The following is a 14,237-nucleotide window of genomic DNA, read 5'->3' as shown; positions in this document are numbered from 1 at the left end:
AAAATGCCGAGAGTTCGACAATTACAAAGCTTAAGCAACTCAACGATGACTCTTTCTGCTTTAGACAAGCTGTCTAGAAAAATTCTATTTTCGGTGTTGTCGCGATTAAAGTTCGGTCAACTGAAGTTGATTGAAGGCGCGAACGAAATGACGTTTGGTGACGCAACCAGTCCATTGGTTGCGACGATTCAGGTGAAAGACCCTAAAATGTTTAGCCGCTTCGTTTTGCAAGGTGACATTGGTGCTGGTGAATCTTATGTTGACGGGTATTGGGAAAGCCCAGACTTAACTTCAGTCATTCAGGTGTTTGCGCGTAACTTAGAAGTGCTTGACGCGTTAACAAGGCGAATTTCTTGGTTGAGCTGGCCATTTCAAATGATAGCTCACGGCCTGCGCAGTAATAGTAAATCACAAGCGAAGCAGAATATATCGGCGCATTATGACTTGGGCAATAACCTATACACCCGATTTCTTGACTCGAAGATGCAGTATTCTAGTGCTGTCTTCCCAGGCCCTAATTCGAATTTAGAGGAAGCCCAAGAACATAAGTTACAACGCCTTTGTGAGATGTTAGAGCTCAAGCCGAGCGACCATATTGTGGAAATAGGAACGGGCTGGGGTGGACTTGCCATATATGCAGCCCAGCAATATGGCTGCAAAGTAACGACGACGACTATTTCGGAAGAGCAGCATGATTATGTCGCGTCTCAAATTAAAGCACTTAAGCTTGAAAACAAAATTACGTTGTTGAAACAAGATTATAGAGACCTCGAGGGACAATTTGACAAACTGGTTTCTGTTGAGATGATTGAAGCTGTGGGCGCCAAGTATCTTCCTACTTTTTTCAAAAAATGTGCGTCTTTATTAAAACCAGACGGCAGAATGGTGCTGCAAGCCATTACCATCGCAGATCAGCGCTTAGAGCAATACAACCGAAACGTAGACTTTATCCAACGGCACATATTTCCCGGAGGATACTTACCTTCGGTGGAGCTTGTGAGCAAGATGTTTAGAAAGCACACCGACCTAACGCTGCGTCAACTAGACGACATAGGATTTCATTACGCAGATACTCTGAAGTCTTGGGCAAAGAACTTTAATGACAAGAGAATTGAATTAGAAGAATTCGGTTATGACGAGCGCTTTGCTCGGATGTGGAATTACTATTTTTCTTACTGTGAGGGTGGTTTTAGAGAGCGAACAATTAGTGCAGTTCAGCTTCTTGCCACGAAAAGACAATGCAAAGCAGTACTCTCTGGTCTATCGGTTACCGAATAGTCTTAATTCTAGGTTTCGACCTAGTGTGGTTGTCTGCTGTAGTAGGCAGACAAGATTATCTTTGGCTTACCGCTATTTTAGTCGCGTTGGTCTACGCCGTTAATTTCAAAATGGTTTGGAGTAGACGAGCTGAGATCCTCTATCTGATTACGTTTGGACTGCTCTGTGAGTGGCTCGTGGTTGAGTTGGGCGTTCTACAGTTTTCCGGAACGAGCGGTCTGCCATCATGGTTAGTGCTCCTTTGGTTAGGGTTTGGTGCATTGGCGTTTACCGCGATGGATTGGCTAGCAGGTCGTTATACGCTTGCTTGGCTGTTGGGAATTGTTTTTGGTCCTTTAACCTATGTTGCTGGTATTCGTTTTGGTGCGGCAGAACTAACGTCAACCTATCCACTTCTAGTGGTGGCATATGGGTTTAAATGGGGAGTTATCATGCACTTCTTGGCTTTCCTGTCTTCGCGCGCAAGGTTTAAATATGAAATGGCTTAACACAGTTCATTTGGTCGGAGTAGTTGCCCTTAGCGTAGGTGCATCTGCCAATGCTTGTGAAATGAACAGCGAAAACTTACAGAGAGTTGGAGAAACAAGGTTGGAAGTTTTCTTCTTTGATGTTTACGACGCTGCGTTATTTACCGACACAGGCCGTTATCCTGAGGCGCAAACGATTAGATTACGGCTAGATTATTTACGAGACTTTAAGGCTCGAAGCCTTATTGAACGAACCGAAGAAGAGTGGCTTAAGCTTGATATACAAGTCGGAGAAAATCATCAACGGTGGCTCGAACAACTTTATGATACCTGGCCAGACATAACTAAGGGAGACTGCTTGGTTGCACAGTGGGATAAAGCTTCAGGCTTGCAATTTTACACTAAGGAAGGGGCAGTTGGAGAGCTTTTTCCAGACGAATTTGCTGCCGATTTTTTGGCAATATGGCTTTCTGAAAATGCATCATACAGACGAAACAGAGATGAATTAGTGGGAGAAAACAATGGCTAAGTTTATGGTTAAGTTAGGTTCGTTTTTTATTGCCGCGTTATTTTTATTAGGTTGCTCCGCGAACATAAGTGACTTTGAAGGCTCTCAACCTGAACTTAAATTAGAAGAGTTTTTTGTAGGTGAGCTTGTGGCTTACGGAATGGTACAGGATCGTTCTGGTGCAATGAGCCGTTCTTTTCGGGCTGATATAACGGGAACCTGGAATGGTAATCAAGGCACACTAGATGAAACCTTTTACTGGAGTGACGGTGAGCAGCAAGAACGCGTTTGGCAACTAACAAAAGTGGGGGAAAACCGATACAATGGCACTGCCTCTGATGTAGTAGGTGTCGCGCAAGGTACAACCGCAGGTAATGCACTTCATTGGGTATATCAACTAGAGGTTCCATACAATGACGGCACGATTACTGTAACGTTGGACGACTGGATGTACTTGCTGGATGAAAACAGGTTGATCAACAAAACAGAAATGAGAAAATTTGGTTTTCATGTAGGGGACATTACGCTAGTTATTGAGCGCGTGAATTAACCATTATAGCCTTGTCAAAAGTTGCCGATACATTAGAGAGCAACTTCAAAATAAGAGTATTAGAGTGAATCAGGTATCTTTCGTATACAACGACCCCGACTTTTTAGGGCAGACCATTTTCGTTAAAAGAGGGCCTCACCAAGGTAAGTTAGGTGTGGTCAAACGCGTAGTGTCGAAAGATATTTTTGAAGTAGGTCAAGGCGACTTTGGCGATAACTTTGTAAAATTTAAAAGAGAAGAATTCTTAGTTTATCGCCATAGGAAATTGAAAATGCGTGCGGATAGGGTGAAGTCTACTGCAATATAGTTAGAAATAAAAAATCCGGCTGTTGCCGGATTTTTTGTTAGAAGCCTCGAGGAAGTCGACTCTGTGTCTTTTCTTCTTCAAGTCTCTTTTGCCAAACTTCTTTAGCGGTCATGCCACCAGAAGACTTTTTCTTACTAGTTGCCTTTTTCGCCGCAGGTTTAGCTGCTTTCTTAGCAGCAGGCTTTTTAGCTGCAGGTTTTTTCTCTGCTGGTTTTGCAGCAGATTTTTTCGGAGCAGCTTCCTTTTTGCCACCTGAAAGTTCTTTCGCCCATTCGTCAAGCTTCGCAAGACGCATGTTCTTCCCACCGTCTACGCTAAACCAACCACTTTTTTCTTCGATTTTAGGCTTTTTACCTTCAGCAGCTTCGAACGCCGCAGAAAATTCACTGAGAACTTTCTCTTTATCCAGTTTGCTCATTGATTATTTCCTGTGTGTTAATATTTAAGCTTCATGTAATTTATACATTCTTTTTTGTGCAGTGTCTAATGAACTCAAGGGGCAAATATGCAACGTGCTGAACTTTTGGAAACACTCAACGCGTGGTTAAAACCTAATCTAATAAAAGATTTCAGTCCGAATGGCTTACAAGTCGAAGGTGGAAATGAAATTGCAAAAGTTGTAACGGGTGTAACGGCAAGTCAAGCTTTAATCGATAAAGCTATTAGCGCTCAAGCGGACGCTATTTTAGTTCACCATGGGTATTTTTGGAAAAACGAAGCACAGCCGATAGTTGGAATGAAAAAACGACGTATAGCGGCGCTGCTCGAAGCAAATATAAACTTGATCGGTTACCACCTGCCACTTGATGTACATCCCGAGTTTGGAAATAACGTCCAACTTTTAAAGCGTTTAGAAGCTGTGGAAATAGAACCAGTTGCAGAGATTAAACCCGAAGGATTACTTATGAAGGGCCGTTTGGCACAAAAAGTATCAGGTTCTCAATTTGCACGTGATATCGAAGCACTAGTGCAAAGAAAGTTGGTTGCTTCGGTGCAAAGTGAAAAGTTAATCGAAACTGTGGCTGTATGTACTGGTGGTGGTCAATCTTTTATAGAACAGGCCGTAGAGTGTGGCGTTGATGCTTTCATTACCGGTGAGGTTTCTGAGCAAACAATTCATGTTGCCCGAGAATGTGGAATTCAGTTTTTCGCTGCTGGTCATCATGCTACAGAACGATTTGGCGTTTTTGCGTTAGGCGAGAAAATTAAAAACGAATTAGGATTATCGGTCCAGTTTATTGACGTAGATAGCCCTGCATGAGTGATCGTTTATTTGAAAATGATGCCTTGAGATTTTCTAACAATATCTACGGCACATTGAAGGGAAAGATAAGAGAGCATGTACTGAAAGAAGACTTATCTTTCCTGAACAATGGCAAGAGTCGCTCTATAGTTGATTTAGGTGCTGGTATAGGGCAAGTGAATAGTTGGCTAGCCCAAGCAGGCCATAATATTACCCATGTTGAGCCGTCTTTAGATATGTTGAGTGAAGCTAAGTCACTCCATGCGAAGCTTAACTTAACTGAACAATATGAATACTTTAATGACACGATTCAGTCCTTTGCGACTGAGGGAACATTTGATCTGGTATGTTGCCATGCGGTTCTCGAATGGCTCGAAAATCCATGGCTAGCTTGGTTAAAGCTTACAGAGTTGGTCGCAGACGGTGGTTATTTGTCGCTGATGTTCTACAACATCGAAGCGAAACGCATGGCAAACCTAGTTTATGGCAACTTTGACTATGTAAACGCTGGTTTGAAGGTTAAAAAGAAAGTTCGGTTTAGTCCCTCTAATCCCTTAAAGGTTTCAGAGGTTATGAATTGGGTGGCTGCCTCTAAGTTAGAGATTGTTCAACATAGTGGCGTTCGCGTGATTCATGATTACTTAAAATCGCCTGAAAAAATAGACGAACAAGCATTAATAGACCTTGAGTTACGATATCGAAAACTTGAGCCTTACCGTGCTTTAGGTCGTTACCAGCATATTTTATTAAGAAAAATTTAAGGAGAGTACCGTTGAAACAAGTCGCGTTTATTGGTTTGGGTGTAATGGGTTATCCAATGGCAGGGCATTTGAGTAAAGCCGGCTATGATGTGGTGGTTTACAACCGAACGTATGCAAAAGCGGAACAATGGTGTACCGAATATCAAGGTCGAGCAGAACGAACACCCAAAGAAGCTGCGAAAGGCTGTGATGTCGTGTTTATGTGTGTGGGTAACGACCAAGATGTTCGAAGCGTGGTGTATGGTGAGCAGGGCGTGCTAGCAGGGTTAAATAAAGGTGCTTTTCTTGTAGACCACACTACGGCATCTGCTGAACTTGCTCGAGAGTTAGAACAGGCGTGCCAAAAGCAAGATATTCACTTTCTGGATGCGCCAGTATCGGGTGGCCAAGCAGGCGCGGAAAACGGTGCGCTTACCGTTATGGTCGGCGGCGCTGAGCAACATGTTGAAGCGGTACGCCCGGTAATGGAGCATTTCAGCAAATACATTGGTTGGCAGGGCGAAGTCGGTACAGGTCAGCTCGCTAAGATGGTGAACCAGATATGTATAGCGGGTGTCGTGCAGGGACTCGCGGAGGGAATGCAGTTTATCGAAAAATCAGGTTTAGACGCTGAGCGTGTCATTCAAGCTATTTCTCAGGGTGCAGCGGGCAGTTGGCAAATGGAAAATCGCTGGAAAACAATGTCAGAAGGAGAGTATGACTTTGGCTTTGCTGTCGACTGGATGCGAAAAGATCTAGGATTAGCGCTTTCGGAAGCGAACAACAATGGTGCTAGGCTTCCATTAACGGCACTCGTTGATCAATTTTATGGTGACGTTCAGGCGATGGGAGGTAACCGTTGGGACACCTCATCGTTGCTTACTCGTTTTATTCAACGAGACAAATAAATTATAATTTAACAATTAAAAAACGGGCCAAGAGGCCCGTTTTTAGTTTCTGTATCAGTGCTACACGTTTTATTAACGAATACCTAAGCGGCGAAGTGCTTGGGTTGTGTAGTCTGAACGGCTAGCTTCTAGTTCGAAGTTCATGTATTCGTCTTCTTCGTTAGCTAAACCTAGCGCAATGTAACGACCATTGTTTAGGTCATATACAGCTTCTGCAGCCATCCATGGAACGTCGTGACTGTAGAATTGCGTGTTATATGCTTCAGATACGCGCCATAGCTCACCACGGCTGTCGTACTGGTCGATTACAGATGCTGTCCAAGTATCTTCATCGATATAGAAGTGACGCTTCGCATAAATATGACGTTCGTCGTCTTTAAGCGTTGCTTCAACTTCCCATACACGGTGAAGTTCGTAACGAACATGGTCTTGATTCAAGTGACCCGCATCAAGAATGTCGTCGTAGCTAAGGTTTGTGTTCATCATATCGAAGTTGTTGTACGGAATGTACAACTCTTTCTTGCCTACTAGGCGCCATTCATACTTGTCTGGGGCACCGTTAAACATGTCTAGGCCGTCCGAAGTACGAAGACCGTCAGACGCTGTACCTGGACCGTCATACGCTACGTTTGGCGCGCGTCTTACACGACGTTGACCTGCGTTATAAATCCACGCACGGCGACCTTCTTTAACTTGGTCAATTGTATCGTGAACAAGTAGAACCGTACCTGTTAAACGTGCAGGTGCAAGAACTTGTTGTAGGAAGTAGAAAAGCACGTTGTCATCTGCTTGTGGATCTCTACCGCCTTCTAAATATTCTGGCCATACAAGTTGTTCGCGAAGGAGTACTTTTTCAAAGTCACCGTTCGCTTGTACAGGAAACTGACCTACGATACGTTCTGCCGCACCACCGCGGAAACGTGTAGTGTGATTCCAAATTACTTCCAGACCTGAAGACGGAATAGGGAATGGAATCGCAGTTTGGAAGTCGTTTAGACCACTACCACCTTCAACTAGCGTTGTATTCACGGCATTTTGGGCAATTAGACCGTATAGCTCATCTGGATACGCCGCAGTTCGATGCGTAGGGTAGACATGCATTTTGTAAGTGCTGTAACGATCGAACATCGCAATTTGACCCGCCGATAGACGATCACGGTGTTGGTCCAAATTGTCATGCGTGATGGTGTAAAGCGGTTCTTCATCTGCAAAAGGGTTGTAGTTACGATCAAACTCGCGGTCGAGCTGTAAACCGCCGTCCCACGCTGGGATACGACCGTCTGCTCCACCGGCACGCTCAGCTCCCATAGGAGTCAGGTCTTGACCTAGTCGAGCTGCTTCTTGAGGTGATACTGCAGCGTTTACGCTTGTTGATAAAAGCGTTAACGCCATAACCCCTGCACCTAACATCATTTTTTTCATTGTCGTTGTCCTTAGTTCTTGTGCGTTCGTATCAGTCTACTACCAATTCTGGTGTTGGTTGACATGATTACCGTTAAGCTACATCAAATCAATCAAAAATAAAATATCAAATAAATTCCAATTAGGGGTTTTCAAACGCCTGTTAGAATATACAATCATGGGTTACACGTTTAGTCGAAACAATTTGTATGCTTTTTCGACTGTTTTGCGAATGCGGAGTTCAATAATGAAAAAAGTTGCATTAGCGACACTAATGTCAGCTGCAATAAGCACGAACGTCATTGCACAAGACTATGATCCCATTTACGCGCCATCCCCAGAAGCTCGCAATGCTGCGAAAGCAACACTAGTTGGGCTGGACCAAGGGCATGGCCATACAGTTGCCGCCGGACTATTCGGAACCATCGTCACCAAACAAGACGAGCAGTGGCAACAAGCTGAAAGCCCTACCTCAGTGCTACTCACTAGTGTAGACATCGTCAATGAAGATTTAATTTTTATATCTGGTCATGAAGGTGTGTTGCTAAAAAGTAACGACGGCGGCCAAACTTTCACCCGTATTTTAGACGGTTTCGAATTATTAAATCTTGAATTGCCATGGATAGATGCACAAGTTCAGGAACTGGAAGCCGCTATTGATAACGCTGAAACACCGGCGGAAGCTTCTGAATATGAGTATTTGTTGGAAGAACTCGGCTTTCTTATGCAAGGTTTGGAGATCCAACAAGAGGTGGGACCAACCAAGCCTTTGCTAGACGTTGAGTTTATTAATGAGTCTGTAGGCGTAGTTGCGGCTGCATACGGAACATTATTGAGAACAGAGGATGGTGGTGAAAGCTGGGAAGTTATTTCAGACCGTATAGAAAATCCTTTGGGTTACCACCTGAATCAACTCATCGTTGATCCTGACGGACATCTATTTTTAGTCGGCGAATATGGCTTAATGTTTAGAAGTGACGACCAAGGCAAGACTTGGAGCACTCTAGCTTCTCCTTATCACGGCTCCTACTTTGGTGGGCTAGTAGATTCTCAAGGGCGTTTTTGGGCGTTTGGACTTCGCGGCAATGTTTTCGTTTCGGAAGATAAAGGTGAAACCTTCCGTGCTGTGGATACACCAACGCGTTACAACCTAAATAGTGGCCATGTGCTTGAAGATGGTAGTGTTTTATTAGTAGGGCACTCTGGAGTTATTGTACATATTGATGAAGAGTCACTTGACGCCGAATTATATAGCCATGAGTCGAATGTTCCTCTTGCTGGCGTGAGAGAAACGGAAAATGGAAATTTAGTTTTTGTAAGCCGTGCAGGTATTCAAAACTTCACCTTACCTGCAGCAGAAGAGGAATAATTTAACATGCAAGAGACGACTAATATTGCAGATGTAAAACCTCCGATGCTAGAGAGAGTTTTATTCGGAGCTTGTAAAACGTGGCTCTTTATTTTTATCGCGTTAACTGGCTTTTTGCTTTACCACGCAGCGCAGGTAAGACCCGACGCGAGTTTTCAAAAAATGATTCCGACAAACCATGAGTTTGTTCAGAATTATTTCAAATATGAAGAAGATTTATCGAGTCTAGGCAATGCTATTCGTGTTGTTGTCGAAACTAAAGAAGGCACGATTTTCGACGCGGAATATCAAGAAGTTTTGCGTCGAGTTACCGACGAATTAAATTATGTATCGGGTGTTAACCGTTCGGGTATTCGTTCTATCTGGACACCAAACGTACGCTGGTCAGAAGTTACAGAAGACGGTTTCGTTGGCGGACCGGTTATACCAGATACGTATAATGGTGACGAAGACTCTATTCAGCAATTACGCCAAAACATATTGCGGTCGGGTGAAGTAGGGAACTTGGTTGCCAACAATTTCCAGTCGGCGCTTATTTATGTGCCGCTCAATGAAGTAGACCCAGAAACAGGTGAGCGCCTTGACTATCACCAGTTTGGCCAAAACCTTGAGGAGCAAATTCGCGATAAGTTTGGCTCTGAAACCATTAGTATTAAAATCGTTGGCTTTGCAAAAGTTGTAGCTGATCTTATCGACGGCGCCATGCAAGTAGGGATCTTCTTCCTATTGGCGATGCTTATTACGTTTGGAATGCTCTACCTCTACAGTCGTTGTTTACGCGGCTCATTTATGGTTTTGTTGTGTTCAGTAATCGCCGTTATTTGGCAGTTGGGCATTATTAAGCTCATCGGAAGCGGAATTAATCCATACTCTATGCTTGTTCCGTTTCTGGTATTTGCTATCGGCGTGAGTCACGGTGTTCAGATAATCAACGCGTTAGTCACTAACCGCACCGACGGGCACTCAAAAGAAATGTCATCTCGGTTAGCGTTCCGCAGTTTATATGCGGCAGGGCTAACAGCATTGGCGAGTGATGCTATAGGCTTTACTACGCTTATGGTAATTGATATTGCGGTAATCAAAGAACTTGCGATTGCTGCCAGCATTGGTGTAGCCGTTATCGTGCTTACTAATCTTGGATTGCTGCCGGTCTTAGCCAAGTATTTAGGGGTGAGTGAAAGTGGTATCAAACACCTCCAAAAAACGCGTCGTGAATCACATCCATTATTAACTTTCTTTGGCAAGTTCACCCAGCCTTCGTACGCAAAAGGTGCGGTATTAGTAGCCGCAATTATGGCAGTAGTAGGCGTTTGGCAAGCGCAAAACCTTAAAATTGGTGACTTAGACACCGGCGCGCCTGAACTACGAGCAGATTCTCGTTATAACTTGGACAACGCGTTCTTGGTGGACAATTACAGTGCCAGTACAGATATTTTTGTTGTGATGGCCGAAACTCCACCTGGTGAGTGTATCGATTGGCAAAACATGGTGCTTATGGACCGTTTCCAATGGCACATGGAGAACGTTCCAGGTGTTCAAACCACGCGTTCAATTACCTACGTTTCGAAGTTGGGTATGGCGGGTATTAACGAAGGTAACTTAAAGTGGTATAGCATTAACCGCGATGACTTCGTGATCAATGCGTCAATTTCGCAAGCACCATCGGGATTGATTAACCAAGAATGTACCATGGCTCCGCTTATTCTTTACTTAAACGACCATAAGGCAGATACGTTGAACCGTGTGGTTGATGAAGTAAATGCATTTGCTGACGAGTATGAAACTGACAACATCGAGTTCTTGTTAGCTTCAGGTAACTCGGGCATTGAAGCTGCAACCAATAAGGTTATTGAAGCGGCGCAAATGAAGATGTTGATTTGGGTATACGGCGTGGTTATTGCACTTTGCCTCATTACCTTTAGAAGCATTAGAACGGTTATTTGTATTATTCTTCCACTCATGTTTACTACGGTAATGAGCCAAGCGCTCATGGCGTGGCTGGGTATTGGCGTGAAAGTAGCTACGCTGCCAGTGATTGCACTAGGTGTGGGTATTGGTGTCGATTACGGTATTTATATCTACAGTAAGATGAGAGAAGCACTCAAAGAGAATATGAGCCTTACTGAAAGCTATGCTTATGCATTATCGAAAACAGGTAAGGCAGTAGGCTTTACGGGCTTAACTCTAGCGATTGGTGTAGCAACTTGGATTTGGTCACCAATTAAGTTCCAAGCTGACATGGGCTTGTTACTTACTTTCATGTTTATATGGAACATGCTTGGTGCGCTTATTCTTATCCCTGCGTTGGCAAGACTATTTAAAGTTGGGCCAAAGGGTGAAGACGGGAAACCGGTAATGTAACTTACATAAAGCAATAAAAAGCCACGCTACAAAGCGTGGCTTTTTCGTATGGGCTTTGTGTTTAGCTTAATTAAGCAGAAGCTCTATAGATTTTGTGCCCACAAATAAAGATCTTTTAGTATTCTTACTTTTGCGGGGTCGTCGGCATGACGTTCTGACGCTTCATTCAGCGCAAGCGCAAAGTCTTCTAGGCTTAAGTAACCGTCACCACCAAACTGCATTCTTTCCCGACAATGCTGCATCCAACGATTTAGCTCGTCGTCGCTTAATAGCTGGGGATAGTTTCTAGCCTTGTACCTTTTTAACAAGGTATTAAACCGGTTGTCTTCAAATACAATTTGAGAGCCTTGCAATTGTTCGGGCTGCATTGACCTAACCATGCTCATATGCGACTTGGTTTGGTTACTGATAAAACCTCCTGAATAAAGCGTTTGATCAACGTCGTTTATATCTGGAAAGTCAGGCTGTTGGGAGCTCACAGCTTGCACCAATATCTCTTTTAAATGGTCACTATTTTGCAGAGCCGATAAGTGCCCTTGAACGGCAGCTAAATCAATACCAATTTCACTTGCACGTGCTTGCTCCAGAACGCCTGCGGGTGCTAAAAATGGGCACTGATTCAACGTGATTTTGACCAATCCAGGTTTTTCTTCCGGCCCGAGTTCTTTACTGTAAAGCGCGGAAAGTATCTCTTCCGGTGTCGCGTTGTGCCATTGTTCAGGGTTTATATCCAAACGCCAAGCAATAAGTTGATTGGATTGCTGTGGGTGAAAAGCAACAGGCATAATTAACCTACAATACCTATTTGCCTTGCCATAAAAGCCCGACACATGCACAAGGGGCTTCTGCTGAACCATGCTCTGCTCAATTAATGTGACTAAGTCATTCTTTTTTCGTTTACTGAATGCAAAGTCAAAAAGCTTCGGATGTTTAGTTTTAATAAGCTTTGCAAGCGCGATAGATGCATACACATCGGAAAGGGCATCGTGTGCTTTGCCGTGGTCAAGTTGGTTTACTCGGCTGAGATCTTCAAGTTTCAAGCTTACAGAGCCATCTTCTTTTTCTGGCCAAGTAATTCCTTCTGGGCGCAGCGCGTAGCAGGCGCGAACCAATTCTAAAAGATCCCAACGTGAATTCCCGTTTTCCCATGTATGCGCGTAGGGGTCGATAAAATTCCGGTAAAACAGAAACCGTGTCATTTCATCATCGTACCGCACATTGTTATAGCCAATAGAAACCGTACCTGGCACAGAAAGCTCTTGGGCAATTTTTCCTGCAAATTCCGTTTCGATAAATCCGTCACGTTGGCATTGTTGTGGCGTTATGCCAGTGATTAAACAGGCTTCGGGGTGAGGCAGGTAATCAGGGGCTAACTGGCAGAATATATTTAGTGGTTCGCCAACAATATTTAGGTCGCTATCTGTGCGTATGCCGGCGAATTGCATAGGGCGGTCTACCCGAGGGTTTACGCCACCAGCCTCGTAGTCGTGCCAATAAAAAGTTGTTTGGGTCATAAAATACGTGTTTGAATTAATTTATTTTGAAAGGATACCACCCACTTTACTTGTTCGCGAGGTGGTAGATTGCGCATAATGAACTAAATTAATTGGAAGGCTAGTGTTTAAGGAGAACATATGAAGCTTCGTCATCTTGTTATTGCGTTAACTGCGGGCGCTACACTGTTAGCGTGCAGTGATAACGAGCCGAATAGTGTTGGTGATGCCCCGATTGCTATAGCGATACACGGTGGGGCCGGCACGATTACTAGAGATAACTTGTCTCGAGAAAAGGAAGCTGAGATACGTGAAGCATTAACTTTGGCTACTGAAGCGGGTTATGCGGTGCTAGAGTCGGGCGGTGAAGCTGTAGACGCTGTTCAAGCTGCTATTCAGGTATTGGAAGAGAATCCATTGTTCAATGCCGGCAGAGGAGCCGTGTATACCTATGAGGGTAGGCACGAGCTAGATGCATCGATTATGCTGGGCGATACCCTAGAAGCTGGAGCGGTATCAGGCGTAACGAATATTAAAAGCCCAATCGAGGCTGCTAGGGCAGTAATGGAGCGCTCTAGACACGTATTTTTAAGTGGAGAAGGCGCAGAGTCTTTTGCGAGAGAACAAGGTTTGGAGCAGGTTAGTAACACTTACTTCAATACGCCTCACCGTTACGAGCAGTTACAACGAGCGCTTACCGCTTTGAATCAAACGGAAGACGAAACGACATTAATCGCGCATCAGCACTGGGACAATGCGTTTAACATGGGAACTGTAGGGGCTGTGGCTCTTGATGCAGACGGTAATCTAGCCGCAGGAACTTCTACTGGCGGTATGACTGCGAAACGTTGGGGCCGTATCGGTGATTCTCCAGTAATTGGTGCAGGTACATGGGCAGATAATGAAAGTTGTGCTGTATCAGCGACTGGGCACGGAGAGTACTTTATTCGTTACCATGTGGCAGCAGACATTTGTAGCCGGGTGAAGTACCAGCAGTTGTCTGTAGTCGAAGCTGGTGATCAAGTTATTCATGATGTTTTGGTAAACGCTGGCGGTACCGGTGGGGTTATTATTTTAGACCCGATGGGAAATATTAGTATGCCCTTCAATACAGAGGGTATGTATAGAGCTAGTAAAACCTCAAATGAACAACTCACCGTAGGAATCTATCGCGAGGAGTAAAACTATATGCGGTCACTTAAAGTTAGTGAATACATGAATAGACATCCAATTACATTTACTTCGGCTATGCCTATTGAAGATGCTGTACATCGTTTGTTGTCTGCACAGCAAAGTGGTGGTCCTGTTATTAATGAAAATAGAGAAGTAATTGGTTTTTTGTCGGAACAAGACTGCATTATGATGATGTTGGAAGGGGCTTACCATCAAGAGCAAAGTGCCACTGTAGCAGACTGTATGACGGCTCATGAGCCAGTCACAGTTTCTGATGATATGGCTATTGTTGATTTGGCTCAGCAGCTGGGCTCAGGGAAGCCAAAGTTGTTTCCAGTGGTAGATGAGTTCAATCGTTTGGTGGGAGCTATTAATAGAACTGATATTTTGCGAGCTATTGACCTTCACTTGAGTGATGCGTACGGAAAACATTAATTAA

15 protein-coding genes are annotated in these 14,237 nt (G+C 44.1%); 12 read left to right on the top strand and 3 right to left on the bottom strand.

The window, feature by feature from the left end:
* Window positions 1-3: 3 nt before the first annotated feature.
* From DQX04_RS02730 to DQX04_RS02710, 5 genes are all read left to right on the top strand, one after another.
* Window positions 4-1,278, top strand: coding sequence for a cyclopropane-fatty-acyl-phospholipid synthase family protein (locus DQX04_RS02730; protein ID WP_207801076.1), 1,275 nt, complete (start codon window positions 4-6; stop codon window positions 1,276-1,278).
* Window positions 1,239-1,766: a DUF2878 domain-containing protein gene (locus DQX04_RS02725; protein ID WP_111914257.1), complete on the top strand. Its 528-nt coding sequence runs from the start codon at window positions 1,239-1,241 to the stop codon at window positions 1,764-1,766. Before DQX04_RS02730 ends, DQX04_RS02725 begins: the two co-directional genes overlap by 40 nt.
* A complete protein-coding gene (locus tag DQX04_RS02720) occupies window positions 1,753-2,274 on the top strand; it encodes a chalcone isomerase family protein (protein WP_165831925.1) in 522 nt (173 codons plus the stop codon). The genes DQX04_RS02725 and DQX04_RS02720 overlap by 14 nt, the downstream gene beginning before the upstream one ends.
* Window positions 2,267-2,803 carry a DUF3833 domain-containing protein gene (locus DQX04_RS02715; protein WP_207916203.1) on the top strand — a complete coding sequence of 179 codons (537 nt, stop codon included), beginning with the start codon at window positions 2,267-2,269 and terminating at the stop codon, window positions 2,801-2,803. The genes DQX04_RS02720 and DQX04_RS02715 overlap by 8 nt, the downstream gene beginning before the upstream one ends.
* A 64-nt stretch (window positions 2,804-2,867) precedes the next feature.
* Window positions 2,868-3,110, top strand: coding sequence for a DUF3912 family protein (locus DQX04_RS02710; protein WP_207916204.1), 243 nt, complete (start codon window positions 2,868-2,870; stop codon window positions 3,108-3,110).
* Window positions 3,111-3,147: 37 nt separating this feature from the next.
* On the opposite strand, the gene DQX04_RS12455 is transcribed toward DQX04_RS02710, so the two are convergent.
* The gene (locus DQX04_RS12455; protein WP_165831924.1) at window positions 3,148-3,528 is read right to left on the bottom strand and encodes a hypothetical protein; all 381 of its coding nucleotides are present in this window, start codon (window positions 3,526-3,528) and stop codon (window positions 3,148-3,150) included.
* 87 nt (window positions 3,529-3,615) lie between these two features.
* Here DQX04_RS12455 and DQX04_RS02700 point away from each other — a divergent pair, with 87 nt between their 5' ends.
* The 3 genes from DQX04_RS02700 to DQX04_RS02690 are packed head-to-tail and all read left to right on the top strand — an operon-like array spanning window position 3,616 to window position 6,001.
* The gene (locus DQX04_RS02700) at window positions 3,616-4,371 is read left to right on the top strand and encodes a Nif3-like dinuclear metal center hexameric protein (protein ID WP_111914253.1); all 756 of its coding nucleotides are present in this window, start codon (window positions 3,616-3,618) and stop codon (window positions 4,369-4,371) included.
* Window positions 4,368-5,114 carry a methyltransferase domain-containing protein gene (locus DQX04_RS02695; protein ID WP_111914252.1) on the top strand — a complete coding sequence of 249 codons (747 nt, stop codon included), beginning with the start codon at window positions 4,368-4,370 and terminating at the stop codon, window positions 5,112-5,114. The genes DQX04_RS02700 and DQX04_RS02695 overlap by 4 nt, the downstream gene beginning before the upstream one ends.
* An 11-nt stretch (window positions 5,115-5,125) precedes the next feature.
* The gene (locus DQX04_RS02690; RefSeq protein WP_111914251.1) at window positions 5,126-6,001 is read left to right on the top strand and encodes an NAD(P)-dependent oxidoreductase; all 876 of its coding nucleotides are present in this window, start codon (window positions 5,126-5,128) and stop codon (window positions 5,999-6,001) included.
* 72 nt (window positions 6,002-6,073) lie between these two features.
* Here DQX04_RS02690 and DQX04_RS02685 read toward each other — a convergent pair whose 3' ends face one another.
* Complete coding sequence (locus DQX04_RS02685; RefSeq protein WP_111914250.1) at window positions 6,074-7,423, bottom strand: DUF1329 domain-containing protein; 1,350 nt, start codon at window positions 7,421-7,423, stop codon at window positions 6,074-6,076.
* A 226-nt stretch (window positions 7,424-7,649) separates the two neighbouring features.
* Between DQX04_RS02685 and DQX04_RS02680 the strand changes: the two genes are divergently transcribed.
* Both DQX04_RS02680 and DQX04_RS02675 read left to right on the top strand, forming a co-directional pair.
* Window positions 7,650-8,771 (top strand): YCF48-related protein, encoded by a 1,122-nt coding sequence (locus DQX04_RS02680; protein ID WP_165831923.1) that lies wholly within the window; start codon window positions 7,650-7,652, stop codon window positions 8,769-8,771.
* Window positions 8,772-8,777: 6 nt separating this feature from the next.
* Window positions 8,778-11,132, top strand: coding sequence for an RND family transporter (locus tag DQX04_RS02675; protein ID WP_111914248.1), 2,355 nt, complete (start codon window positions 8,778-8,780; stop codon window positions 11,130-11,132).
* Window positions 11,133-11,215: 83 nt separating this feature from the next.
* On the opposite strand, the gene sbcB is transcribed toward DQX04_RS02675, so the two are convergent.
* Window positions 11,216-12,646: an exodeoxyribonuclease I gene (gene sbcB, locus DQX04_RS02670; RefSeq protein ID WP_111914247.1), complete on the bottom strand. Its 1,431-nt coding sequence runs from the start codon at window positions 12,644-12,646 to the stop codon at window positions 11,216-11,218.
* Window positions 12,647-12,766: 120 nt separating this feature from the next.
* Here sbcB and DQX04_RS02665 point away from each other — a divergent pair, with 120 nt between their 5' ends.
* On the top strand, window positions 12,767-13,807 hold the full coding sequence (locus DQX04_RS02665; RefSeq protein WP_111914246.1) for an isoaspartyl peptidase/L-asparaginase family protein: 1,041 nt from the start codon (window positions 12,767-12,769) through the stop codon (window positions 13,805-13,807).
* Window positions 13,808-13,813: 6 nt separating this feature from the next.
* Window positions 13,814-14,233 carry a CBS domain-containing protein gene (locus DQX04_RS02660; RefSeq protein ID WP_111914245.1) on the top strand — a complete coding sequence of 140 codons (420 nt, stop codon included), beginning with the start codon at window positions 13,814-13,816 and terminating at the stop codon, window positions 14,231-14,233.
* Window positions 14,234-14,237: the final 4 nt, after the last annotated feature.

This window comes from Aliidiomarina sp. B3213 (assembly GCF_003290085.1).
GTDB lineage: Bacteria > Pseudomonadota > Gammaproteobacteria > Enterobacterales > Alteromonadaceae > Aliidiomarina.
Note: the sequence above shows the minus strand (reverse complement) of the source record. Positions and strands in the feature narration are given on the sequence as shown.

Excerpts from the sequence above, each read along its gene's own strand:
- DQX04_RS02730 (WP_207801076.1), top strand. The coding sequence starts at position 4 with ATGCCGAGAGTTCGACAATTACAAAGCTTAAGCAACTCAACGATGACT.
- DQX04_RS02725 (WP_111914257.1), top strand. The coding sequence starts at position 1,239 with ATGCAAAGCAGTACTCTCTGGTCTATCGGTTACCGAATAGTCTTAATT.
- DQX04_RS02720 (WP_165831925.1), top strand. The coding sequence starts at position 1,753 with ATGAAATGGCTTAACACAGTTCATTTGGTCGGAGTAGTTGCCCTTAGC.
- DQX04_RS02715 (WP_207916203.1), top strand. The coding sequence starts at position 2,267 with ATGGCTAAGTTTATGGTTAAGTTAGGTTCGTTTTTTATTGCCGCGTTA.
- DQX04_RS12455 (WP_165831924.1), bottom strand. The coding sequence starts at position 3,528 with ATGAGCAAACTGGATAAAGAGAAAGTTCTCAGTGAATTTTCTGCGGCG.
- DQX04_RS02700 (WP_111914253.1), top strand. The coding sequence starts at position 3,616 with ATGCAACGTGCTGAACTTTTGGAAACACTCAACGCGTGGTTAAAACCT.
- DQX04_RS02695 (WP_111914252.1), top strand. The coding sequence starts at position 4,368 with ATGAGTGATCGTTTATTTGAAAATGATGCCTTGAGATTTTCTAACAAT.
- DQX04_RS02685 (WP_111914250.1), bottom strand. The coding sequence starts at position 7,423 with ATGAAAAAAATGATGTTAGGTGCAGGGGTTATGGCGTTAACGCTTTTA.
- DQX04_RS02680 (WP_165831923.1), top strand. The coding sequence starts at position 7,650 with ATGAAAAAAGTTGCATTAGCGACACTAATGTCAGCTGCAATAAGCACG.
- DQX04_RS02675 (WP_111914248.1), top strand. The coding sequence starts at position 8,778 with ATGCAAGAGACGACTAATATTGCAGATGTAAAACCTCCGATGCTAGAG.
- sbcB (WP_111914247.1), bottom strand. The coding sequence starts at position 12,646 with ATGACCCAAACAACTTTTTATTGGCACGACTACGAGGCTGGTGGCGTA.
- DQX04_RS02665 (WP_111914246.1), top strand. The coding sequence starts at position 12,767 with ATGAAGCTTCGTCATCTTGTTATTGCGTTAACTGCGGGCGCTACACTG.
- DQX04_RS02660 (WP_111914245.1), top strand. The coding sequence starts at position 13,814 with ATGCGGTCACTTAAAGTTAGTGAATACATGAATAGACATCCAATTACA.